This window comes from Sporosarcina sp. resist, from assembly GCF_014302295.1.
Lineage (GTDB): Bacteria > Bacillota > Bacilli > Bacillales_A > Planococcaceae > Sporosarcina > Sporosarcina psychrophila.
Window position 1 is genome coordinate 4413785 of the sequence record NZ_CP060287.1, and the last position, 24302, is coordinate 4438086.

Sequence of the window (24302 nt, forward strand, 5' to 3'; positions counted from 1 at the left end):
TTTACTTACCGTTGTCGAATCCTCTTACACACGTTCCGCAAGTGGAATAATATGTACAGTTCCGAATTTTTTCTTCCTTTCTAGGTCTTCAATTCGATTCAGGCGATTGTTCTGATTGGCTACAATGCTGATTAATTGTTCAATTTGCATTTCCATCCGTTTCATGTCCTTTTTAATTGTAGTCATGTTCCACACTCCTTTCTCTTCATAATCCGCTTGTGTGGATCCCATTGACGGAAACAGCCTCCGTCCTCGGGATCCCCATTAGCGTTTTTCGACGTAAGATATCCGACCCCATCGGATATTAGCGTTACATTCCCTTATTTACCGCGAACAGACGCCACTGAGCATCTGTTCGCGATACTTTACTCTCACTCTGACCGAACATGGGCAGAACCCCTTCTGTTGACATGTACGGTTATTTCTTTTCCTCACATATAGCCTATTAGCGCCTACAGAATACAGGTCATTCAGCCTAGGCGGATTGAACCCCATCCCCCTTAGTTGTCAAGGCCAGCAGGATGCTGATCATGCAGTCGTTGTCGCAATACGCGGCGACTTTAGACTACCTTCCTCTTGGGCTGCGTTCCACTAACAAGAGCTTTGCTTACTACCTATCCATTTTCAGTTGTCGGTACCGCCCCGGTTTGTCGTCCGGCTAGTCTATCCCCTCCTTTTCACGACCATTCCCCGGCTTTTTATGTATCATTGTGCCTGGTCAAAAAATCGGTAATCCTTCTGTTTCACGGCTGGGGAGATTGAAATGCTCAGCATCACTTTTCTCCTCCACCGGAAGTGTCATTCTACCTACCTGTTCACTATACAAGTTGTCATTGGTGCGTTTTTTCGTTAAAATGAACCGGATATCCTCAGCAATCACCTCTGTTACATAGACTCTACTCTTGTCTTCGCGTTCGTAGGACCTAGACTGAATGCGCCCGCCTACCCCGATTAGAGATCCTTTACCGCAATGTTTAGCAGTATTCTCCGCCGCCTTTCCCCACAGCGTACAAAGTACGAAATCTGTCTCCACTTCTCCTTTTTGGTTTTTAAAATTGCGGTTCACAGCAAGTACAAAACTTGTTTGTACCCTTCCTTCTGATACTCTTCTCAGAATTGGATCTTTTGTGATACGTCCAACCAGTGCAACTTGATTCAATCGATTACCTCCTCTCTCGTTTATTAATTTCATCTTACTTGGTTTAGTATAATTTGTGCAATATTCGATATCCCAATTTTCAGTCTATTATTCGCTATAAAAACCCTATTTGCTTAACTACGAAGTTACATTTATCTACATAAACGGCATAACCTTATGCCAGACTTGAATTTATCCGATTCGTCAATAATTTAAGTTTGCCATGTTTTAAGTTTGTCGATGAAATTTGTGCCTATGGTATAATAAAAGGAAAAAGATTGAGGTGGATACCGATGAAAACATTCAAAATGTTGTCTGTCGGAATATTACACGAAGAGCGTATGCTGGATTTCCCTCTCATAGACGGAATTATAATCAATCAGGAGAACAGTCACCGTATGTGGATATTGGAGATGTTCATTGATAAGGAACATCAACCCATTTTTGAAAAGTGGATGGCTGATGAAGAATTACTTGAAGTGAAAGTCGTTATTTCTTATCCTGAAAATGAACCTGCGGCTTTTCGCGTTGCTGTCAAAGGGGTTAAGTTGATTGGGGATAATGTCTCTGTGTTAATGAAAGGCCGCTTGAAAAGAGCACGTGCACAGTATGCAGAACAGTTGCTGGAAGAATTGATTGGTGAGGGAATGGGCGGCGCCGAATTGCTACAGCGGTTCGAATCCGATATGCGCTCTCGACCACGTTTAAAAAAGGATCAAGAAAAAGAGAATGAATGACTTCGTGCTGCCTGGAATACGGGCAGTTTTTTTGTTGAGAAAAACTGTAAGACACACTGCGCTTTTGTATACGGCTAGACTCCGGGCGCCAAACGCTCGGGTCATAAGGCAGCCCGACTGTACGGCAAAAGACGCCGCTTGGGCCTGTGGGATGCAGGTCATGCAGTCGTTGCGACACGACGTCGCGAACTTAGACTGCCTTCCTTTTACCTGCCTTATGCCTGTCGCGTCTGGGCGGCGCCCTGCGCTTTTGCATAAAAAAACCGCCTCTAGTGTTACGAGGCGGTTCCCGCACGGCTTGCGGTTAACGATTGTTTCCATTCGTTTTGTTCCGATCTAGATTTTTGTCGCTAGTTGTACCAGTTGGTGTATTCGTGTTCGTTTCTCCATCATTAATAACGCCTTCATTCGGAGTCGCGTTGTTATCATTTTCGATGACATCGTTTCGTACTCCATTGTTGTTATTAATGACTCCGTTATCCACACCGGTGCCGTTCTCGTTCTCGAGACCATCCATATTCGGTCCTGTTTGCTCATCGTTCACTTCCGGTGTTATGTCCTTCGTTCGATCCTCCACTTTTTCCATTGGAGTTTCGTTGTTATTCGGAACTGCATCGTTGTTTGCACAAGCTGTAAGGACTAGTCCCGACATAAGAACAAGTGGTATCGCTTTTTTGAACATGAAAAGATTCCCTCCTCTCCACAAGCCGTCTATCACACAAACCTGTATGATACTTCGTAGCTTTGCCCGAAATGAGGGAACTATCCATGTTTCTTTTTTAAGCTTCTAAATATTTTTTTAGCAATGTGTCAATGTATACCGCTTCGGCTTTACAGTGATACTCGTAATGAGTATCAAGCTTTTCCTGCATGCTTTCGATCTCCACAATCTGTTCTTCAGATGGCGGCTCACTGAGGATGCGGGCGATGATTTCATTGATACGCTGCGCGAGGTCTTCATGGAATTCCGGATCAATTTTCATGTCTTCTGGAATTTTTGAATACCAGAGTGCTTTTACGGTAATATATTCACGCCAGCTGGCGATATAATCATCGATACTGAATTTTTCACCGGACCACTCGATATCGCTCATGTATTGTTCGAATGTCTGTGTGATGGACCTAGTAATGCTACTTTTTAAATTTGGAGAAAGATCTTTAAACATACTGATTTGTTACCTCCCACTTTAGAAGTGCATTGTAACCGCACCGTAATGACCATTGTAACCAAATTTCAAGGTGTTCGCAAATTTAGTTCCCATTTTTTGAAACTATAGGACCTAATGCAAACGTAATTTCTGTTTCGCATGCGATTTCTCCGTTAACCGTTGCGATTGCTTTACCTTTACCAATCGTACCGCGAAGTCGTGTGATTTCCACTTCGAGTTTTAACGTATCACCTGGCGTTACTTGCCGTTTGAAGCGACAATTGTCAATCCCGGCAAAAAAGGCAAGACGTCCTTTATTTTCTTCTTTTTGCAATAAAGCGACGGCACCAACTTGTGCGAGCGCTTCCACAATAAGAACGCCTGGCATAACCGGATAACCTGGGAAATGTCCATTGAAGAAATCTTCATTGATTGTCACATTTTTTATGCCTACTGCTCGTTTTCCTTCTTCGACCTCAAGAATCCGGTCTACCATAAGAAACGGGTAACGATGCGGCAAAATCGCTTGTATCTGTTCTGCTGTTAGCATAGTCATCCTCCTGACATTTCAGTACTTTTCTATTCAAAACGAAAGAGTCTTTTACGACTCTTTCCCATTAATGATATCCATAATGTGAATCCAAGTTTCTTTCTTAAAGACATCACTCGAATCCCCATCACCGATACTGCTGTATCCTACCAAGGCACCAAGATAGGCTGCACCGGCTAGAAGCAAGAGAACAAGTATCACACGAAGCCAAATTGGAAGGATGCGAATTTGGACCCAAAATTGCTTTTTCGGTGGAGTTTCCTCCACCGGCTTATTTTGTCTTCCGCGTTCTTTACGAGTAGACCGAATTAAAGGCGGTGCACTCTCCTTTTTCCTTGAATCATTCGAATTCAAGTTGTTTCTTTTTTCATCTGTCATATTCAGTACTCCCTAATTGTCCGGTCATCAGATAGCTACCGGATACAGGTAGACTACCCTTTTCGTCTGTCTCATACACTTCAGAGCCGAACGATACTATTTTTATCAAGAACTTATCGGATGCCGTTAATCAGACCGAGCATTTGATCTGCAAGCGTCACTGCCCGCGCATTAAATTGATAATTACGTTGCACACTAATGAGATCCGTCATCTCTTTCTGTGAGTTAACGTTCGATGCTTCGAGTGCCTGACCTTCCAATCCAATTACGTTTCGCGCAGCACCTTGTAGTTCAGTTAGAACTTGCTGTTGCGTGACACCAAGATCCGCCAAGTTTTCAGGCAATGCAAAATTTGTTCCCGATAAACGCTGCATCAAATTTGGGCGTTCCATCACTGTCACAGCCAGTTCAATTGTTTGCGTCGTTCCGTCTGCATTTGTCAGTTGCAAATTCCCACCCGGGTTAACTGTATAATTTGTAACATTATCGGAAAATGTAATTGGTAATCCTGCACTGTTTGCAACCGGATATCCTTCACCATTTACAAGCATCACTTGCCCGTTCGCAACTGGAGAAATGTAAAAATTCCCTTGACGTGTATAGACAGTTTGTTCCCCGCCTCCGTCAGGCATTAGGACATTGAAATACTGTTTTGGTGTAGTCAGTGCAAAGTCGAGTTCGCGGCCCGTCATTTGCAATGAACCCGCTTTCCAGTTCATCTGTGATTGACCAAGTACAGCACCTGATCCGTAGCGGATGCCGGTAGGTGATTGACGCGGCGCAGTATCTGCTTTGTCATTGTTGAATTGTTGGTATAACATCTCTTGAAATTTAGCATCGCTTGCTTTATAACCATTCGTTGAAATGTTCGCAAGGTTATTTCCGATTATATCCATTTGACTTTGCAATTGACTCAACGTATTTGTTGCTGTCGTCATTGTGCGTATCATGCATCCCGCTCCCTTTCAAATCGCATGTCATTAGTTGACACGTCCCACTTCCGTTACTGCCTTTTCCATGCTGCGGTCATAGGCTTGAAGAATTTTTTGATTGGCCTCGAATGCACGGTATGCAGTAAGCATGTCCGTCATCGTTCGTGCTGCATCAACATTGGAACCTTCGAGATAACCTTGCTGCATCGAATAGGTAACGCCTGCCGTGCCGTTTGCGGCTGCAAGGTTTTCGCCGCCTTCTGTCACGAACATGCCATCTCCTTGTTTCAGAAGCATGTCAGGGCGCTGTGAAAATGAAATACCAAGTGTTGCGACAGCCGTGTCGCCGTCCATAATTATGCCTTCATCCGTTACACGAAAATCATCGTTTTGCAAGGCAATCCGTTGCCCGTTATTATCAAGAACATAGGCGCCACCTGCACTTGTCAAAAAACCGCTTGGATCAAGTGTGAAACTACCGTTCTTTGTATATTGCTCACTTCCACCTTCATTTTCAAGTCTGAAGAAGATGGCACCCTGAGTTCCTGTTTCTGCATCAATCGGTAAGCGACCGTCAATCAGAGCGATATCGGTCGTCAGCTCAGTTTCGCGCAATTGTCCCTGCGTGAATAATGGCAACGTCTCCTGCATGTAAACACCCGTTGAAACTGAACCTACCGGAGATAAGCCCTTCATTTGAAAGCCGTTTTCTGTTGGGATTTTTGCCGTGTTAATACTCGACATATACATTTCAGGAAACGAACGAATCACCGATTGCTCCGCCTTGAAGCCTGGCGTGTTGGCATTCGCCATATTATTCGCCAGCATTTCTGTTCTGCGTTGTTGTGCAATCATCCCTGATCCAACTGTGTAAAATCCACGGAACATATGTCCACCTCCTCTTACTTCAAAATTAGAGTTGTTAACAATTTCTAACGGTTAGATATTTTATCCATATTCTCCAATAAAATGCCTGTCCCAATTGCAACGCAATCGAGCGGATTATCTGAAATGAATACAGGTACTTTCAATTCATCAGCGAGTAATTGGTCGATGCCGTGCAATAATGCTCCGCCCCCAGTAAGAAATACGCCACGATCGATAATGTCAGCAGACAATTCAGGTGGTGTTTTTTCCAAGACATTTTTCGCTGCATGAACAATCATATAAATTGATTCTTTTAGAGCTACAGCGATTTCATCTGAATGGATTGTCACAGTGCGGGGAAGTCCCGAAACCATGTCACGTCCCCTTATGTCTATCTGTTCTTTTCGACTGCCTGGGAAAACCGTACCAACATTGAATTTGATATTTTCTGCAGTTCGTTCTCCGATAAGCAACTTATAATGTTGTTTAATATATTGTGTAATATCGTTGTCAAAAGTATCTCCAGCTACAGTGATCGAGCGTGATGTAACGATATCTCCCATTGATAAAACAGCGACATCCGTTGTACCTCCACCAATATCGACAACCATGTTGCCGCTCGGTTGGAAAATATCCATTCCAGCTCCAATTGCTGCAACTTTTGGTTCTTCTTCAAGATAAATTTTCTTACCGCCCGATTTTTCAGCGGCTTGCCGAATGGCTTTCTGTTCAACACTCGTAATGTTTGTAGGACAACAGATAAGAATTCTAGGTTTTGATAAAAATCCTTTAACGTCCAATTTATTAATGAAGTGGCTAAGCATAGCTTCAGTTACATCAAAATCAGCGATAACCCCGTCTTTCATAGGTCTAATCGCAATAATATTGGCAGGCGTCCTACCAACCATTTGTCTTGCTTCTTCTCCGACTGCCAGTACTTTATTCGTGTTTTTATCAATTGCCACGACTGAGGGTTCGTTTAGAACAATCCCTTTTCCTTTAACGTGTATTAAGACGTTGGCCGTACCGAGGTCAATTCCAATATCTTTTGCAAACATTGTTTCTGTTTCCCCTTCCACCTGCATCATCGGATATTCCCGTGTATGTATACGCTTCTAACTAACAATTTTACCATAGTTAACTGGCAATGAATATACTTTAGTACTATTTGATTGAAAGATTAAAGGAAAAGTGGAAGCGCCTGATCAGCTCCGACAGGCACTGAAAGGCTTTAAGAAAAAAGCGGTCTTTGCCTTTATCTTAAAGTCTGAAGTGACCCGAGGAGCTAGGCGCTGAAGTCTAGACAATCGAAAAGTGGAAGGCGCCGTTCAGACGCGAAAGACATATCACGAGAGAGTTTAGCGGCAGGAGCCTAGACAATAGGAAAGGCGGATCGCAATGAGTCTGCGATCCGCCTTTCATCCTAACTGCTTCCTACTTTTTTCGTTTCGTTCATCCATTTAACTCTCGTCGCCTCGCCGCCCCGTAAATGTCTGACAGACTTATGATAGGCAAGTATTTTTGCGACTTCTTCAGACAGTGCCACATCGACGTTAGGCAAACGTTCCGTCAAATCTTTGTGGACCGTGCTTTTCGAATAGCCTGTCGCTTTTGCTAACGCCCGTACGGTAAGTCCAGTTTCCAGCAACATTTTTCCGAGGCGCACGCATCGCCTCCGTATTTGCTCGTGCACGCCCTCTTCCTTTCGTGTCAGGTCCGATTCTTCCTTTATCTTATGCAATTAATGGGCTTGATATGCGGGCGGTCCTTGAGAGGTGGTAGATTAGTTGGCGTGCGGATATTATTGGTTCGGCAGCGGTTATGATCGGATGGCGTGGGATATGATTGATTCGGCGGTGGTTACGATCGGACAGCGTGAGATATGATCGATTCGGCGACGGTTATGATCGGCATGCGCGGGATATGATCGATTCGGCGACGGTTATGATCGGGTGGCGCGGGATATGATCGATTCGGCGGTGGTTATGATCGGGTGGCGCGGGATATGATCGTTTCGGCGACGGTTATGATCGGGTAGTGCGGGATATGATCGATTCGCCGACGGTTATGATCGATTCGGCGGTGGTTATGATCGGGTAGCGTGGGATATGATCGATTCGGCGGTGGTTATGATCGGGTGGCGCGGGATATGATCGATTCGGCGGTGGTTATGATCGGGTGGCGCGGGATACGATCGATTCGGCGGTGGTTATGATCGGGTAGCGCGGGATATGATCGCTTCGGCGAAGGTTATGATCGGGCAGCGCGGGATATGATCGATTCGCCGACGGTTATGATCGGGTAGCTTGGGCTATGATCGATTCGGCGGTGGTTATGATCGGGTCGCGTGGGATATGATCGATTCGGCGACGGTTATGATCGGACAGCGTGAGATATGATCGATTCGGCGGTGGTTATGATCGGACAGCGTGAGATATGATCGATTCGCCGACGGTTATGATCGGGTGGCGCGGGATATAATCGATTCGGCGACGGTTATGATCGGCAAGCGCGGGATATGATCGATTCGGCGACGGTTATGATCGATTCGGCGGCGGATATGACCGCTTCAGCGCTAGTTATGTCTGATTTCATCAAAAAAAAGCCACTCCGGATTGATTCGGGAATGGCTGGGAACGTGCTGTTTTAAAATGCAAGATATGAGCGCGGATTGACGACTACTCCATCTTTTTGGACTTCGAAATTAATGTGAATACCGACTGTACTATTCCAATCGTTTTCTGCAGCGGTGCCGAGCGCTTGGCCCTGATCCACCTCTTCACCTTTTTTAACGAGAATACCTGAGACGGATCGATAGATTGTTTTCAACCCATCTGCATGAGAAAGTATGATTTCATCACCTTTAAATGGGTCTAGCACGACATCCTCCACGGTGCCGCTTAGTGAAGCGACGACTTCGAATGGCTTGCCTTGTACTGAAATGGTTACGCCAGTGTTCATCACATATTGCTGATCGAATACGAGCATAGCACTTTCACGCATGGCTTCCTCTGCATCTACATCATAATAATCTTGCAGAATGGCCACATCATCAATGAGCGCTTCAGGAAATGGATATTTAGGCATTTCCTTTACAGCGTTCGTCTCGACCGTCAATCCGTCTTTAGGGTCCTTCCCTGCAACGTCCGCAAATCCTGGGGCATCATCTTTCATGAATGCATTATAACCCCAGATCATGCCGACGAAGACGATTGCGATACCCGAATAGACTACAGGCCAAAACCAGCTTTTTGTCTTTGCACTTTTGTTCTTCTGAGAAGGGGCTTTCGGTTTTTCTTCTCGCATTGTCATCACCTCACTCGCTATTATTTGCAAGTGAAGGAGTTTTTAAACATTGGGAATCAAGTAATGTGAATTTTTTTATTTGCGTGCCTGTGTAATAGTGTAAAAGAATTTTCTCGGCTGCCCATCCTTTCTGAGCATATGCTTCTGCTCCATATTGACTCATCCCAACGCCGTGGCCATATCCTGTCGTTGTTACATGCACTATTTTATTTGTCACATCAAATGCGATATCAAAGTCCGTTGATGCTAGTCCCAATAATTCACGCACTTCCCTACCACTCGCTTGGAATTCAGAAGTTACGACTTTTTGGACACGGCCCGTTGGATTGCGTACAAGTTGTAACGACCTGAAACTATCGGCATTCCACTTGCCCCCGATTGTTTTATTCCATTTAGCAAGCGGTATTTCGGCTGTTCGTTCTACCTTTGCCTCAACGTCCCCCTCCCCGGGACTTTCCACACTTTGTAGATAGGGAATATCATTGCCGCTAAAGTTTTGTGCTGTCTCAGTCTTCCCATTAGATGTGGAAAAAAACATTGCCGATATCATTTTGTCTTGATAAACAATGGTATCTCCCGCAGTCGCTTCCACCGCTGCACGCACTTTCTTTTCATTGCGCTTAAATTCTTTTCCCCATCGCTCTTTCCGTTTCTCCTCTGACGAATAAACTTGTGCGGAAACGTCAGGAGCAATTGCCTTTTTGCCGTTATCTGTTGTCTGGAGTGCATATGTACGGGCCGCAATCGCTTGAGCTTTTAGCGCCTCTTCCTGGAACGTTGCAGGCATTTCAGCTGCGACGACCCCCACTACATATTCCTCAAGCGAGATTGGCTTGTCCGCACCGGCAATCATGATGTCTACAGGGCAAAGTTCCACTTTCTGTTCTCCGGGCTCAGTGACTTTTTCGGGCGTCTGCCTCAATAATAGAGGGATGAAAAATAGAAGTATAATGAATAACGCTGTTAGTAGTTTGTCCATGATTAATTATATGAATCATATTGGGTTTTATTCCTGCTTTTTTGGGCATACTAGCGAAAGTGCAGGACTCCGTCTAGATGCGACAAGCATAAGATGGGTAAAAAGGAAGGCAGTCTAAGTTCGCGACGTCGTGTCGCAATGCCTGCATCCTGCAGACCCAAGCGACGTTCTTTGTCCGGGAAGGATGCAGTTCAATCCTTTCTAGCTGGGTTGACTTATGCCTCGAGCGTAGTCTAGAGGTGAGCGAAAGTGCAGAGTATCATTACAAACGTAGGCAGTCTACGTGCAGAACATCCTGCCCGTATAATTACATAAAATGAAATGCGAAAAAGGCCGCAGTCAATGCTCTACAGCCTTTTCCAAATACGTATTGAATTTGATTAAACGAGTTGTGCTGATTTTTCCGTTTGCATTTCCGGTGAAACACGGACGATATCCGCTCCAAGTGCAGCAAGTTTACCATGGAAATTCACATATCCGCGGTCAAGATGCTCCAGTTCAGTAACACGAGTAACGCCTTCTGCTACAAGTCCTCCAAGAATAAGGGCTGCAGCTGCACGAAGATCCGTAGCCGCCACTTCAGCGCCTTGAAGTTCAGATGGTCCTGTAATAATAACCGATCTGCCTTCGATTTTAATAGAAGCATTCATGCGGCGGAATTCTTCAACGTGCATGAAACGATTTTCAAAAACTGTTTCAGTTATGATACCAGTACCCGTCGACGTTAGCATAAGCGCCATCATTTGGGACTGCATATCTGTTGGGAAACCTGGATGTGGCATTGTTTTCAAATCTACGGATTTCAAAGGCAGTTGTGCAGTAACGCGAACTCCTTCATCTAATTCCGTAATTACGACGCCCATTTCGCCCATTTTCGAAATAAGTGCAGCATTATGCTCAGGTACGGCATTTTCAATGATGACATCGCCACCTGTAATTGCAGCTGCTACCATGAATGTACCTGTTTCGATACGATCAGGTATAATATGATGAATTGTGCCATGTAATTTATTGACGCCTTCGATTCGGATATTATCCGTACCAGCTCCAACAACTTTACCGCCCATTTCATTAATAAAGTTGGCAAGGTCTACAATTTCAGGTTCCTTCGCCGCGTTTTCAATGATTGTCGTTCCTTTAGCCAATGCCGCTGCAGTCATGATATTTTCAGTTGCACCGACACTTGGGAAATCGAGATAAATTTTAGCGCCTTTCAAACCGTTTTCCGCTTTCGCTTCAACGTGCCCGTGGCCAAATGTAATTTCTGCTCCCATCGCTTCAAAGCCTTTTAAATGTTGGTCAATTGGTCGAGATCCAATTGCACAACCACCAGGCATTGCAACGCGTGCAAAGCCATTACGCGCAAGTAGTGGGCCCATGACAAGAATAGATGCACGCATTTTCCGTACATATTCGAACTGTGCTTCACTTGAAAGCGTACCCGAAGAATCGATAATGACTTCATTTAATTCAGGTGTATAATCCACATTCGCATTTAAACTTTTCAGTACTTGATTTATTGTCCCAACGTCTGATAGATTTGGGACGTCACGTATTACGTTTACACCCTCTGATGCAAGAAGTGCAGCCGCAAGTATCGGTAATACTGCGTTTTTAGCGCCCTCGACTCGAACGTTTCCTTTAAGTACACGTCCACCGTTGATAATTATTTTATCCAAAACAAGTCCCTCCGACTCCTAAGTTGTAGCCAAACATGTTGTAGTTATATATTATTTTCGCAAAAAATTCATCATCAAAACATATACTATTCTACAGTGCCCTTGCTTATTAAACAAGTAACGTCTGGTCTATTTTTCGGTCTAAGCGCCAAGTAGTTTATACTATGTGCACTTTTGCCGTTTTGTGTCATAATAGCTCTCCGCTTGTCACTTAAGTTCCCCGTATTAAGTAATAACAAACCTTACATTAACACAAAGTGATGAATTTCATGTCATCGCCCCGAATACGAATTTCTTTATCAAGTCATAGTAGTATTCTTACGGAGACATCTACGGCTTTTTCGTATACGCGGCGACTACATGTATCTTATCAACTCATCGTATAAAAAGTACATATATTGAATCGAAATTGAAACTTTAGCCAAACATAAATGGAAGTCTTCCTGACCAATAGGATAGCTCTAAAAAGAAATTCGATACTGCCCAACCCATTAAAATACTGAGTAAAATGAACAATAATTGTGCTTGGAAGACACGGTTCTTTTTAATAATTTTTTCTGGCATGATTGCCTGTAGTGCATAAAATGAGATGGCTATAAAAAAAGTATGCGATACGATGGCCAAAAGTGGTTGAAATGCAATTATGTCGCCCATTTGAAGCCCTCCCTTGTTCATTAAGCTAGAATTGAAGATTTGGTATGACTACATTGAAAAGGCGAACAGAAGAATTTTTTCCCCTGTCCGCCCACATCAACAACTCATTTTTTTCTTGTTTCGTAGACATTGATACGATTGAGGGCACGTTCTAAATCCAGTGCCGCTAATTCGTGTTCTCTGCCTTCTTTTTTTGCCTGAAGTGTCTCTTCTGCTAGTTTCGCCGCTTTTTTAGCACGGTCGATATCAATAGAAGAAGCCAGTTCTGCACTTTGTGCTAAAACAGTGACAACATCCGGACGGACTTCGATGAAACCGCCATGAACGGCAATTTGTTCCGTCGAATCATCCTTCTGCAGGCGAAGCCCACCGATTTGAAGCGGTGCGACCATCGCGATGTGGCCGGGAAGGATCCCGATTTCACCTGTTTCGGTAACTGCGATGATCATGTTCGCTTCAGTTTCAACAACAGGGCCGTCGGGAGTGACGATATTGACTTTAATTGTCTTCATTTTTTTCCCTCCTGGTCCCTTCTAATCAAGTACGCCTCGGTGTATTTACACCCAGTTTTTTATCGAGTAAGCCCAATAAAAATCTGTGACATCCGCCTGAGGCTATAATTCAATTCAGAAGGGGTTAGAATCCTGCTGAATTGAATTAAACTTCAACACCCATACCTTTAGCTTTAGCAATTACGTCTTCAATCGTTCCAACAAGTCGGAATGCGTCTTCTGGAAGGTGATCGTACTTACCTGCAAGAATTTCGCTGAAGCCTTTAATTGTTTCGGAAACCTGTACGTAAGATCCTTTTTGTCCTGTGAACTGCTCAGCAACGTGGAAGTTTTGTGACAGGAAGTTTTGAACACGACGTGCGCGTCCAACTAACTGCTTATCTTCTTCTCCAAGTTCATCCATACCTAGTATTGCGATGATATCTTGAAGTTCACGGTAACGCTGAAGCGTTTGTTGAACTTGACGTGCAATGTTGTAATGCTCTTCGCCAACGATTTCCGGGCTTAATGCACGTGAAGTCGAAGCAAGTGGGTCAACCGCAGGGTAAATACCCATTTCAGAAAGTTTACGCTCAAGGTTCGTCGTTGCGTCAAGGTGAGCAAACGTCGTAGCAGGAGCCGGGTCAGTATAGTCATCCGCTGGTACATAAATTGCTTGGATAGACGTAACAGAACCTAAGTTTGTCGATGTAATACGTTCTTGAAGCATACCCATTTCCGTTGCCAGTGTCGGTTGGTAACCAACTGCTGATGGCATACGGCCAAGTAGTGCTGAAACTTCAGAACCCGCTTGTGTGAAGCGGAAAATATTATCGATGAACAGAAGCACGTTCGCGCCTTGTACGTCACGGAAATGTTCTGCCATTGTAAGACCAGTTAATGCAACACGCATACGTGCACCAGGTGGCTCATTCATTTGACCGAATACCATTGCCGTTTTCTTAATAACGCCGGAATCTGTCATTTCGTAGAACAAGTCATTACCTTCACGAGTACGTTCTCCAACGCCTGCGAATACGGAAATACCACCGTGTTCTTGAGCGATGTTATTGATCAATTCTTGTATTAGAACTGTTTTACCTACACCAGCACCACCGAAGAGGCCGATTTTACCGCCTTTAATGTATGGAGCAAGCATGTCAACAACTTTAATACCTGTTTCAAGAATTTCAACTTCAGTTGAAAGTTCTTCGAATACTGGAGCTAAACGGTGAATCGGGTCGCGGCGTTCTGAAGCCGGGATTTCCTCACCAAGGTCAATAATCTCTCCAAGTACGTTAAATACGCGTCCTAGTGTAATGTCACCAACTGGGACAGTAATCGAAGAACCCATATCATCAACTACAGTACCACGTTGTAGACCATCTGTTGAAGACATCGCAATAGTACGTACAGAATCATCCCCGAGGTGTAGCGCGACTTCAAGTGTCAACGTTTCAGGCTCAGCGTTTGGACGTTCAATTTGGACCTTCAATGCGTTATAAATAGATGGAAGTTGTCCGTCTTCAAACTTAACGTCAACAACCGGACCCATTACTTGAAGAACATGTCCTTTATTCATACTTTTTCCCTCCTGTCTTACTCTTTGCCGTACAGTGCCCACTCTTATTCAAGAGCTGCGACGCCGCCAACGATCTCCGTAATTTGTTGCGTGATCGCAGCTTGTCGTGCACGGTTGAATGAAAGTGTTAAAGAATCTATCAAATCAGCTGCATTATCAGTAGCAGTTTTCATCGCTGTCATACTGGAAGCATGTTCACTCGCTTTTCCGTCAATTACAGCTCCATAAATAAGGCTTTCCGCGTATTGCGGCAGAAGCACTTCAAGAATTGCTTCGCCTGAAGGCTCAAACTCATATGAAGTAGTAGCGGCAGTCGATGTGATGTCAGTGAGCGGAAGCAATTTCTTTTCCGTCACTTCACTTGCGATGGCGGAAACGAAGTGGTTGTAATACAAGTACACTTCGTCATACTCGCCTTCTGTGAACATGCCAACAGCACGCTTCGCGATATCTTTTATTTCGTCGAAAGAAGGATGGTCAGATAGACCGATCTTACTTTCAGCTATGTTGAAACCTAGTCTTTCGAAATAGTCGTGGCCTTTTTGTCCGATTGAAATGATACTCACTTCTTCTTTCGAAGTGTGGCGTGTTTCAATCGCACGTTTTGCGATACGTAGGATGTTAGCATTGTAACCCCCTACAAGTCCACGGTCAGATGTAATCACGATATAACCTGTCTTTTTAACAGGTCTAGATATCATCATCGGGTGACTCAAGTCACTTGTTCCAGCTGCGATTGAACCTACAACTTCTTGAATTTTTTCCATGTATGGGATGAACGCTTTCGCATTCAGCTCGGCACGGCTTAATTTAGAAGCAGAGACCATTTGCATTGCTTTCGTAATCTGACTTGTCTTTTTCGTCGATTTAATACGGTTTTCTATGTCGCGTAAAGATGCCATTGGCAATTCTCACCACCTTTTGTTTTTTTTGGTCATTTTGACGAAGAACGTCAAATTTGATTCCAACTAGAATTATTCAGAACGTGCGAAAATCTTCTTGAATGCGTTGAGTGCTGTTGCCATCAATTCATCAGCTGGAAGGTCTTTCGTCGTACGAATATGATCTAAAACGTCAGTGTGGTTAGTTTCAAGCCAGCTTAAAAGTTCGCTTTCGAAACGAAGAATATCTTTGACAGCGATATCGTCAAGGAATCCACGTGTCAATGCGTAAAGAACCATAACTTGTTGCTCAACTTTAAACGGTTTATTCAAGTCTTGCTTCAAGATTTCAACTGTACGCGCTCCGCGATCCAGTTTCGCTTGAGTTGCAGAATCAAGGTTTGATCCGAATTGTGAGAACGCTTCAAGCTCACGGTATGCCGCAAGGTCAAGACGTAGTGTACCCGCAACTTTTTTCATTGCTTTGATTTGCGCTGATCCACCAACACGGGAAACTGAAAGACCGGCGTTAATCGCTGGACGTACACCCGAGAAGAATAGGTCAGATTGAAGGAAAATTTGTCCATCAGTGATAGAAATTACGTTCGTTGGAATATAAGCAGAGATATCTCCAGCTTGTGTTTCAACGAATGGTAATGCCGTGATAGAACCTGCACCAAGTGTGTCATTCAACTTCGCTGCGCGTTCAAGTAAACGAGAGTGAAGATAGAAAACATCACCAGGATAAGCTTCACGGCCTGGAGGACGACGAAGTAGTAAAGAAAGTTCACGGTATGCCGCTGCTTGTTTAGATAGATCATCATAAACGATTAGAACGTGCTTACCATCGAACATGAATTCTTCAGCCATTGTTATTCCTGTGTATGGTGCAAGGTATAGTAATGGTGATGGTTGTGAAGCAGACGCCGTAACAACGATGGTGTAATCAAGTGCGCCGTTTTTACGAAGTGTTTCAACAACACCACGAACTGTTGATTCCTTTTGTCCAATTGCTACATAAATACAAATCATATCTTGGTCAGCTTGGTTCAGAATTGTATCGATTGCAACTGTCGTTTTACCTGTTTGACGGTCACCGATGATCAATTCACGCTGTCCGCGGCCGATTGGTACAAGTGCATCAATCGCTTTAATACCCGTTTGTAGTGGTTCATGAACGGATTTACGCGCCATAACCCCTTGTGCTGGGCTTTCGATTGGACGTGTTTTTGTCGTATTGATCGGACCTAATCCATCAACTGGTTGCCCAAGTGGATTTACAACGCGTCCGATTAATTCTTTTCCAACTGGAACTTCCATAATACGGCCTGTTCGACGTACTTCATCGCCTTCTTTGATGTCTGTGTAAGGCCCTAGGATAACGATACCAACGTTGTTCGCTTCCAAGTTTTGAGCCAGACCCATGACGCCAGTTGAGAACTCTAAAAGTTCCCCAGCCATGACGTTGTCGAGGCCATGAGCACGTGCGATACCGTCACCAATTGCGATAACTGTACCGACTTCGCTCACTTTCATCTCAGATTGATAATTTTCAATCTGCTGTTTTATGAGAACACTGATTTCCTCAGCTTTGATGCTCATGCATGTCACCCCTCAAATTTCAGATTTATGAACCGATAAGATCCCGTTCCAGTCGCTCAAGCTTCGCGCTTACGCTGCTGTCGTAGATAATGTTACCAATTTGAAGACGGATGCCTCCAAGTAAGCTCGGATCGATGATGTTTTCAATTCGCAATGCTGTTTTACCAATCTTTTTGGCGAATGCAGTAGAGATAGCTTGGCTTTCATCAACTGTAAGCAGACGTGTAGAATACACTTTCGCGTCAGCGATGCCTGCTGCATCATTCGCATAAGAGATAAACTCGTTAACAAGGTTTACAACCTCGTCTATGCGTTTTTTATCGAGCATTAGGAACAAAGTATTCAAAATGAGCTGATTCGCGCCTTTGAATGAATCTGCCATAAGCTCTTTCTTTTTTGCTGATTTTAATCTCGGTGATTGAAGTAATTGACCGAGCTCTGGATTTGTTTGGAAAACTTTTTTCAATTCAAGAAGATCTTCTTGAATTGCGCCAGTTTGTCCGTTTGTTTGTGCTAGTTCAAACAATGCTTGTGCATAGCGTTTTGCTACAACCGATTGGCTCATCGCCCTTCGCCTGCCTTCGCAATCGTTTCTTCAATCAATGCACGATTATCTTCCTCGGAAATTTCTTTACCGAGCACTTTAGATGCTGCAAGGATAGAAAGAGATACAAATTCTCCGCGAACTGCCGCGATCGCTTTGTCTTTTTCAGATGCAATTTCAAGAGTTGCTTCTTCTTTCATACGACCCACTTCTGAACGAGCAGCTGTGATGATTTCTGTACGTTGAGTTTCGCCTTGCTTACGGGCATTTTCAACAATCGCCTGAGCGTTATTACGCGCTTCATTCAAAAGGTTACGCTGTTCTTCAAGAATCTTTTGTGATTCTGCACGGCTCTTTTCAGCCGATTCGATTTCATTTGCAATCAACTCAGCACGTTGATCCATGACACCCATAAGTGGGCCCCAAGCAAACTTCTTCAGAAGAAGCATGAGAATCGTGAAAAACGAAAGTGTGACAATTATATCACCAAGGTTTATTCTGTCGTTCAGTTTTGCTAAGAATCCTGGATCGGCTACATCTGCTGCCAATAGGACGAAGGTATCCAAAAACACGATTGTTTCACTCCCTTCAAGAGCTTATAATTCATCGAATATAGTTAGTTGTTCATTATTTCGTAAGTTGTGTTACACATTTTTCTCCATAAAGGAATGGCGAAGGACTTTGTAGTGCGCTCTTCGCCATTTTGTTACTGTTGGTAATTATTATTTGTTCATAACGATGAACGCTACTACTACTGCGATAATAGGAATCGCCTCAACTAGTGCAACACCGATGAACATTGTTGATTGAAGAACGCCACGTGCTTCTGGTTGACGAGCGATCCCTTCAACTGTTTTTGAAACGATAAGACCGTTACCGATACCTGCACCAAGTGCACCAAGACCGATTGCGATTGCAGCTGCTAATAAACCCATAGTATAATTTCCTCCTAATATTTTCGAGTTTTTTTGTTTGTTCACCCGTTAAACGGGCAGTATATGTTTAATGGTCTGTTTTGACTTTATGCGCCATATAGACCATCGATAACATAACAAAGATGAATGCCTGGATTGCTCCGATAAAGATCGAGAACCCTTGCCAAGCGAGTGCTGGAACCAGGGCGCCGACAAAGCCGTAGACACTTCCTGCTCCAAGTGTTGCAAGAAGACCAAGTAGGACCTCACCTGCATAGATGTTACCGTAAAGACGCAGACCAAGTGTCAGCGTGTTTGCAAACTCCTCAATTACTTTCAATGGGGCCATAAATGGCATTGGTTTTAAATAACCTTTCCCATATTCTTTGAGGCCCAATAATTTGATACCGTAGTAATGCGATAAAACAACGACCATTGCAGCAAGTGTCAATGTAACTGTTGGATCTGCCGTTGGTGATTTCCACCACAGCACGTGATTCACTTGAATAGAGAATGGAAGTCCGATTACGTTGGCTACGAAAACAAACATTAATAGCGTTATTCCAAGTACATGGAAGCGCCCGCCTGTTTTCCAGTCCATATTGTTCTTAATAATACCTTTTACGAAATCCATGATCCATTCCATAAAGTTCTGCATACCCGTAGGTTTCAGTTGCATTTTACGTGTTGCAATGAATGCGATAAGGAATACAATCAGGCACGTGATGAAAAGCATAAGGACGTTTGACAAGTTAAATGTCAATCCGAGCCACACTCTCGTCGGATTTTCGTGGGTCACGTTTCGTTCACCTCCCTTTCACAATCGGTTTAAGCATTTTCTGAGAAACAGAAAAGTTCGATGTTAGCTCATTTCTTCGAAAAAGCAAAAATCGATGTAAGCTCTTTTCTTCGAAAAAGCTTTAATGGTTTTTTGTACGGAATATAATCCCATCAGCCAATAGCAGGATGTAAGGAATCATAAGCCCGATAACCGAACTAACCAGGTTAAAATGTTCCGGCAGCGAAATCGCGACTGCCGCCGCAGCCACACCGGATGCGAAACGCATCAGCGTTCCAAGTGATGCTCTTTTCTTACCCTCCGTAAAAATCTTGTCGAATCTCTCCATTCTACGGACAAGAATCCAAAAATTATACAATCCGAACAGAGATCCGAGAATTAATCCTGCGAAAATCGGCTTCAAATCAGTTAATGCCCACCCTAGAACGAACAATGCGAGCAAAAAAAAGAGAGCCTTCTTTTGCTTTCTATGAATTTCTTGCAATGTGTGCATGTAGGTGATTCTCCTGATTCGTATTTCCAAATTGTATGGAGCCTTGCAACTTCGATTGAGATAAGGCTTAGTAGCAAGCAAATCACAAGAAAAAGCGGGGTGGTCCCGTTTCGCTGTCCAGCCAGTTATTTGTCCAGTCTAAGCAGGCCGCTTACACTATTCTTGGCAAGACTCTGAAAAGGATGGAACCTGTAAGTTGTGCGAGTATTGTCGAATGGAAGGCAATTCGGCAGATGCTGCGTTTAATCAAATGCATGATGCTATTTAAGCCTCTGCACATCCGTCAAAAAACGATAGGATGCTAACACAGCCTTAACATTCACATTATGTCGCCGTTTCATATATGAAAACCCTATCATTCTTACCCTTTGTAAGCATACAATAGGCATATTTTGATGTCAATTGATTACAGTGAAATTTTTCACAAAGACTTCACATTGTCAAACATTCGACAAAATTGGAAGGTTGTTCGATGAATATTAATGGTTTTGGGTTTTCCATTAGGACTTTCCCTATTTTTTTGAAATTCCATGACCCTATTCCAAAAAAATACGACCGGATTTATCCGGTCGTCGTGCTACTTGTTATTCTATAGAAGATAAGTACTCTTTCAACGCTTCAACGATTCGTTCAGAAGCGTGTCCGTCACCATATGGATTGGACGCTTTTGCCATTCTGCTGTATTCTGCTTCATTGGTTAAAAGTTCATCCGTCAATGTGAAGATTGTTTCTTCATCCGTACCGGCCAGTTTTAATGTCCCCGCTTTTATACCTTCCGGGCGTTCGGTTGTATCGCGCAAGACGATAACCGGTTTGCCAAGTGAAGGCGCTTCTTCTTGGATACCACCTGAGTCCGTCAAGATAATGTGTGATCGTGCTGCAAAATTGTGGAAGTCAACAACTTCAAGCGGTTCGATCAGATGAATGCGGTTGTTGCCTCCAAGAAGTTCATCAGCTACTTCGCGCACTGCCGGATTCATGTGAACAGGATAGATAACTTGGATATCATCATGTTTCACAAGTAACCGGTTTATAGCACGGAACATGTTGCGCATTGGTTCACCAAGGTTTTCACGACGATGTGCAGTTAGTAATATAAGCCTGTCCGTTCCGATTTTATCGAGAACAGGGTGTGAGTACTCTTCACGCACTGTCGTTTGAAGCGCATCAATCGCAGTATTTCCGGTGATATAGATGCGTTCTTTCGATTTTCCTTCGGCTATCAAATTGTTAGCCGATTGTTCTGTCGGTGAAAAATGAAGATCAGCAATGACACCTGTTAGCTGCCTATTCATTTCTTCCGGGTACGGTGAATATTTATCCCACGTACGAAGCCCTGCTTCAACATGTCCAACCGAAACTCGGTTGTAAAACGCTGCAAGTCCACCGATGAAAGTTGTCGACGTATCTCCGTGGACCAGTACGATATCGGGTTGCGCTTCTTTCATGATACGGTCAAGCCCTTCGAGTCCGCGTGTTGCAACATCAACAAGTGTTTGCCGATCTTTCATGATATTAAGATCAAAATCTGGTGTGATACCGAATGTGTGAAGCACTTGGTCCAGCATTTCACGATGTTGCGCTGTAACCGTCACAATCGATTCGATGTCGTCCGAATGCTTTTGCAATTCCAACACAAGCGGAGCCATTTTAATAGCTTCCGGCCTTGTACCGAAAATCGTCATCACTTTCCATTTCTTTGTCAATATCTTCACGCCTTCCAAATCATTTTGTTCCGAATAGACGGTCGCCAGCATCACCAAGTCCTGGTACGATGTAACCTTTTTCATCCAATTTCTCATCCATCGCAGCGATATAAATATCCACATCAGGATGTGCATCTGTCAATGCTTTCACACCTTCTGGAGCAGCAATTAGACACATGAACTTAATGTTTTTCGCACCGCGGCTCTTCAACGATTCGACCGCTGCAATTGCAGATCCGCCCGTTGCAAGCATCGGATCGACGAGAATGAAGTCACGTTCCGATACATCGGAAGGTAGTTTTACGTAATATTCGATGGGTTGCAACGTTTCAGGGTCACGGTACAGGCCGATATGTCCTACTTTTGCTGCTGGAATTAATTTTAGAATTCCATCTACCATACCAATACCTGCACGTAAGATTGGAACGATTCCAAGTTTCTTGCCTGCAAGTACGCTCGATTTAGCTTTACAGACCGGCGTTTGAACTTCCACTTCCTTAAGTGGAAGTTCGCGCGTGATTTCGTAAGCCATAAGTGTCGCTACTTCATCGACAAGCTCACGAAATTCTTTCGTTCCTGTCTCGATATCACGTATGTACGTAAGTTTATGTTGGATAAGTGGATGGTCAAAAACATGTATTTTCGGCATTAATATTCGCCCCTTTATTAGAATGTCCTGTTCATTATAACAGATATATTCCAGTTCAGGTACGCTAGACATCTGACTACTTAATGTCTAACTATTCGGCAAGCAATCGCTGAATTTCTTGCAAAGGCATTGGCTTATAATAGTAGAAACCCTGCCCCACTTTACAGCCTAGATTACGTAAAATTTCAATATGTCTTTCCTCTTCGATTCCTTCTGCAACTGTTGTCAAATTAAGGTTTTCAGCCAGTTGAATGATTGTTCTGACGACTGCGAGCGTGCCCGGTTCATCAAGCTCACTAATGAAACTTCGATCAATCTTCAATTCGCAAAGAGGTAATTGAGGCAAATAGCTGAGCGAAGAATAGCCGACACCAAAATCATCGACGGATATTTCAAAGCCTGCCGCATTTAGTGCATGAAAAATCGATTTCGCCTTTTGTATGTCAACGAGTCCGATACTCTCCGTCATTTCCAACATAATATACTCGGGTGAAAGGTCATGGTTATCAGCTAGCCTTATTAACTTCTCGACGAAAGTCCGGTCAAAGAAATGGTGGACAGAAATATTGACGGCCACCTGATACATCTTTTCACCTGTCTTTTGACGTTTCCGCAGCCATTCCATTACTTTTGATAATATAATTATTTCCAGTTCAATGATTTTACCCATATTTTCAGCGGCTGGGATGAAAAGATTCGGCGGAACTGGGCCTAGCACCGGTGAAAACCAGCGAGCAAGCGCTTCGAAGCCAATGATTGCTCCATCTTTCAAATCGACTTTGGGCTGAAGGTAGACATCGATTTCCTGTGCAATGAGTGCTTTCGATAATTCATTGACAATCTTCATTTCTTTGATTGTTTCTTCGTTTTGAAGATCCCTGTAAAATGACATCGCATTGCCAGGCTTCTTTTTCGCGTCTGACATAGCTATATCCGCCCGGCGCAGCAGTTCCTCTTCACTTTTTTTGTCACCTTCGGAAAATGAAATTCCGATTTTCAGTGTGATAAACAGTTCCTGTCCCGCAACAATGAACGGTTCCGTAACAATCGTACCTAATTCGAAAAGGTAGTTCCCTTCACCGCTTTCACCCGTTATAACGAGTGATGCACTTGAAAAACGCCCGATAAAGTTCGAGTTTCTTTTCCCTGCTTTTTCGATTCGTTTGCCCAGCTGGATAAACAATTCATCGGCTGCATTTCTTCCATATAGGTCAACTATTTTTGCGTATTCACCTGGTTCTATGACCGCAACAAAATGGCCTTGACCATCTAAGAGATTATGTTTAAGTTGGTTCAAAAACGCATGACGGTTCGGCAATCCTGTTTGCGGGTCAGTAAAAGCAAGCCTGCGATACTCTGCCTGCTGTGTATAATGCTTTCTTGTCATTTGGACAATCGGGACCATCTTTTTGAGAAACTGAATTTGAGTTTCTGTTGGATTTCCGTTTTTCTTCACGAACACCGTTACGAGTCCGTCCATTTCATCTTCACTGTCAAATGTCGGAACCGACCAGTTCGAATGGAAATCAATTACCGGTTTTTCTCCTTGTAGAACTTTCTCTTGATTATTTTCCATGACTATCACATCTTCTGATATATAACTGGTTTCAAGTGCCTCATTATCCAATATTTCTCCAAGCAATTGATCAGGTACTGAATCCGCTGCTCCGATGTACCACCCATCATTTTGCTCTTTGAAAAGAATTGAACATACAGACCCTTTCGGAAAGAAAGATTCGACAACGGTTCCTATCTTTTGTAATAAATCAGAGAGTTCTGCACCCGCATTTATACCTGAAAAAATCTCCTCTTGTAATCGAAGTAGGGATTCGTCTTTTTTCCGTTCCGTCACATCTAAAATGAAAGAAGAGGTAAATAAAACTTCCCCTTTTTCGTCGACGAGCGGCTGGATGACAAGCTCATTCCAAAATGGAGTACCGTCTTTTTTATAATGAAGGATCTCGGCATTCGCAGGCATTCCCTTGCGAAGTTTCTTATTAATTTCCTCAATAAGCTCCATGTCGGTTTCTTCGCCTTGCATGAATCGCAAATTTTGCCCAATTACTTCTTCGGACGGGTAGCCCGTAATTTCTGTAAATGCTTCATTGATAAAAACAACTGGATCGTCTGAAACAGATGGATCCGTCAAAATGAAACCTGTTCGAAAACGACTTCCAAAACGTTGAAGCCAATTAAACAATATTGCTTTTTCAGCTTTTTCAGTCTGTGTTTTTCTAGGATTACCCATCATTCAACCCCCCTCCCAATAAAAG

General features: G+C 43.6%; 27 protein-coding genes. 1 reads left to right on the forward strand and 26 read right to left on the reverse strand.

What is annotated here, in order from left to right; genetic code table 11:
- Positions 1-24 precede the first annotated feature (24 nt).
- Both H7992_RS21035 and H7992_RS21040 read right to left on the reverse strand, forming a co-directional pair.
- Complete coding sequence (locus H7992_RS21035) at positions 25-186, reverse strand: hypothetical protein (RefSeq protein ID WP_156476111.1); 162 nt, start codon at positions 184-186, stop codon at positions 25-27.
- Positions 187-718: 532 nt separating this feature from the next.
- Positions 719-1159 (reverse strand): single-stranded DNA-binding protein, encoded by a 441-nt coding sequence (locus H7992_RS21040; protein WP_187045912.1) that lies wholly within the window; start codon positions 1157-1159, stop codon positions 719-721.
- 272 nt (positions 1160-1431) lie between these two features.
- Here H7992_RS21040 and H7992_RS21045 point away from each other — a divergent pair, with 272 nt between their 5' ends.
- Positions 1432-1875: a YwpF family protein gene (locus H7992_RS21045; protein ID WP_067213070.1), complete on the forward strand. Its 444-nt coding sequence runs from the start codon at positions 1432-1434 to the stop codon at positions 1873-1875.
- Between the two features lie 304 nt (positions 1876-2179).
- On the opposite strand, the gene H7992_RS21050 is transcribed toward H7992_RS21045, so the two are convergent.
- The 24 genes from H7992_RS21050 to H7992_RS21165 all read right to left on the reverse strand — a co-directional run bounded on the left by H7992_RS21050 (position 2180) and on the right by H7992_RS21165 (position 24280).
- Positions 2180-2557: a hypothetical protein gene (locus tag H7992_RS21050; RefSeq protein ID WP_067213073.1), complete on the reverse strand. Its 378-nt coding sequence runs from the start codon at positions 2555-2557 to the stop codon at positions 2180-2182.
- Positions 2558-2654: 97 nt separating this feature from the next.
- Positions 2655-3041: a hypothetical protein gene (locus tag H7992_RS21055; RefSeq protein WP_187045913.1), complete on the reverse strand. Its 387-nt coding sequence runs from the start codon at positions 3039-3041 to the stop codon at positions 2655-2657.
- 85 nt (positions 3042-3126) lie between these two features.
- A complete protein-coding gene (gene fabZ, locus H7992_RS21060) occupies positions 3127-3573 on the reverse strand; it encodes a 3-hydroxyacyl-ACP dehydratase FabZ (protein WP_067213080.1) in 447 nt (148 codons plus the stop codon).
- Positions 3574-3624: 51 nt separating this feature from the next.
- Positions 3625-3951, reverse strand: a complete 327-nt coding sequence (locus H7992_RS21065; protein ID WP_082786736.1) for a DNA-directed RNA polymerase subunit beta — start codon at positions 3949-3951, stop codon at positions 3625-3627.
- 113 nt (positions 3952-4064) lie between these two features.
- A complete protein-coding gene (locus tag H7992_RS21070) occupies positions 4065-4901 on the reverse strand; it encodes a flagellar hook-basal body protein (RefSeq protein WP_187045914.1) in 837 nt (278 codons plus the stop codon).
- Between the two features lie 30 nt (positions 4902-4931).
- Entirely contained in the window at positions 4932-5771 is an 840-nt protein-coding gene (locus H7992_RS21075; protein WP_187045915.1) for a flagellar hook-basal body protein, read from the reverse strand.
- 44 nt (positions 5772-5815) lie between these two features.
- Entirely contained in the window at positions 5816-6808 is a 993-nt protein-coding gene (locus tag H7992_RS21080) for a rod shape-determining protein (RefSeq protein WP_067214073.1), read from the reverse strand.
- A gap of 365 nt (positions 6809-7173) precedes the next feature.
- Complete coding sequence (locus H7992_RS21085; RefSeq protein WP_067213089.1) at positions 7174-7443, reverse strand: sporulation transcriptional regulator SpoIIID; 270 nt, start codon at positions 7441-7443, stop codon at positions 7174-7176.
- Between the two features lie 953 nt (positions 7444-8396).
- Entirely contained in the window at positions 8397-9056 is a 660-nt protein-coding gene (locus H7992_RS21090) for a M23 family metallopeptidase (RefSeq protein ID WP_067213098.1), read from the reverse strand.
- A gap of 10 nt (positions 9057-9066) precedes the next feature.
- A complete protein-coding gene (gene spoIID / locus H7992_RS21095) occupies positions 9067-10035 on the reverse strand; it encodes a stage II sporulation protein D (protein ID WP_067213100.1) in 969 nt (322 codons plus the stop codon).
- A 380-nt stretch (positions 10036-10415) separates the two neighbouring features.
- Positions 10416-11714, reverse strand: a complete 1299-nt coding sequence (murA, locus tag H7992_RS21100) for a UDP-N-acetylglucosamine 1-carboxyvinyltransferase (RefSeq protein WP_067213102.1) — start codon at positions 11712-11714, stop codon at positions 10416-10418.
- Between the two features lie 417 nt (positions 11715-12131).
- Positions 12132-12368: a DUF1146 family protein gene (locus H7992_RS21105; protein WP_067213105.1), complete on the reverse strand. Its 237-nt coding sequence runs from the start codon at positions 12366-12368 to the stop codon at positions 12132-12134.
- A 104-nt stretch (positions 12369-12472) separates the two neighbouring features.
- Positions 12473-12880 carry a F0F1 ATP synthase subunit epsilon gene (locus H7992_RS21110; protein WP_067213107.1) on the reverse strand — a complete coding sequence of 136 codons (408 nt, stop codon included), beginning with the start codon at positions 12878-12880 and terminating at the stop codon, positions 12473-12475.
- Between the two features lie 145 nt (positions 12881-13025).
- Positions 13026-14441, reverse strand: coding sequence for a F0F1 ATP synthase subunit beta (atpD, locus tag H7992_RS21115; protein WP_067213110.1), 1416 nt, complete (start codon positions 14439-14441; stop codon positions 13026-13028).
- Positions 14442-14485: 44 nt separating this feature from the next.
- Positions 14486-15343, reverse strand: a complete 858-nt coding sequence (gene atpG / locus H7992_RS21120; RefSeq protein ID WP_067213113.1) for an ATP synthase F1 subunit gamma — start codon at positions 15341-15343, stop codon at positions 14486-14488.
- Between the two features lie 72 nt (positions 15344-15415).
- Positions 15416-16924: a F0F1 ATP synthase subunit alpha gene (atpA, locus tag H7992_RS21125; protein ID WP_067213115.1), complete on the reverse strand. Its 1509-nt coding sequence runs from the start codon at positions 16922-16924 to the stop codon at positions 15416-15418.
- Between the two features lie 25 nt (positions 16925-16949).
- Positions 16950-17489, reverse strand: coding sequence for a F0F1 ATP synthase subunit delta (locus tag H7992_RS21130; protein ID WP_067213118.1), 540 nt, complete (start codon positions 17487-17489; stop codon positions 16950-16952).
- Positions 17486-18040 carry a F0F1 ATP synthase subunit B gene (gene atpF, locus H7992_RS21135; protein ID WP_082786737.1) on the reverse strand — a complete coding sequence of 185 codons (555 nt, stop codon included), beginning with the start codon at positions 18038-18040 and terminating at the stop codon, positions 17486-17488. The genes H7992_RS21130 and atpF overlap by 4 nt, the downstream gene beginning before the upstream one ends.
- Before the next feature lie 150 nt (positions 18041-18190).
- The gene (atpE, locus tag H7992_RS21140; protein WP_067213121.1) at positions 18191-18403 is read right to left on the reverse strand and encodes a F0F1 ATP synthase subunit C; all 213 of its coding nucleotides are present in this window, start codon (positions 18401-18403) and stop codon (positions 18191-18193) included.
- Positions 18404-18470: 67 nt separating this feature from the next.
- Entirely contained in the window at positions 18471-19181 is a 711-nt protein-coding gene (gene atpB, locus H7992_RS21145) for a F0F1 ATP synthase subunit A (protein ID WP_067213124.1), read from the reverse strand.
- A gap of 121 nt (positions 19182-19302) precedes the next feature.
- Positions 19303-19674 (reverse strand): ATP synthase subunit I, encoded by a 372-nt coding sequence (locus H7992_RS21150; protein WP_187045916.1) that lies wholly within the window; start codon positions 19672-19674, stop codon positions 19303-19305.
- 584 nt (positions 19675-20258) lie between these two features.
- Positions 20259-21380: a non-hydrolyzing UDP-N-acetylglucosamine 2-epimerase gene (wecB, locus tag H7992_RS21155; protein WP_187048005.1), complete on the reverse strand. Its 1122-nt coding sequence runs from the start codon at positions 21378-21380 to the stop codon at positions 20259-20261.
- Between the two features lie 19 nt (positions 21381-21399).
- On the reverse strand, positions 21400-22029 hold the full coding sequence (upp, locus tag H7992_RS21160; protein ID WP_067213129.1) for a uracil phosphoribosyltransferase: 630 nt from the start codon (positions 22027-22029) through the stop codon (positions 21400-21402).
- 91 nt (positions 22030-22120) lie between these two features.
- On the reverse strand, positions 22121-24280 hold the full coding sequence (locus H7992_RS21165; protein WP_187045917.1) for a putative bifunctional diguanylate cyclase/phosphodiesterase: 2160 nt from the start codon (positions 24278-24280) through the stop codon (positions 22121-22123).
- Positions 24281-24302 lie beyond the last annotated feature (22 nt).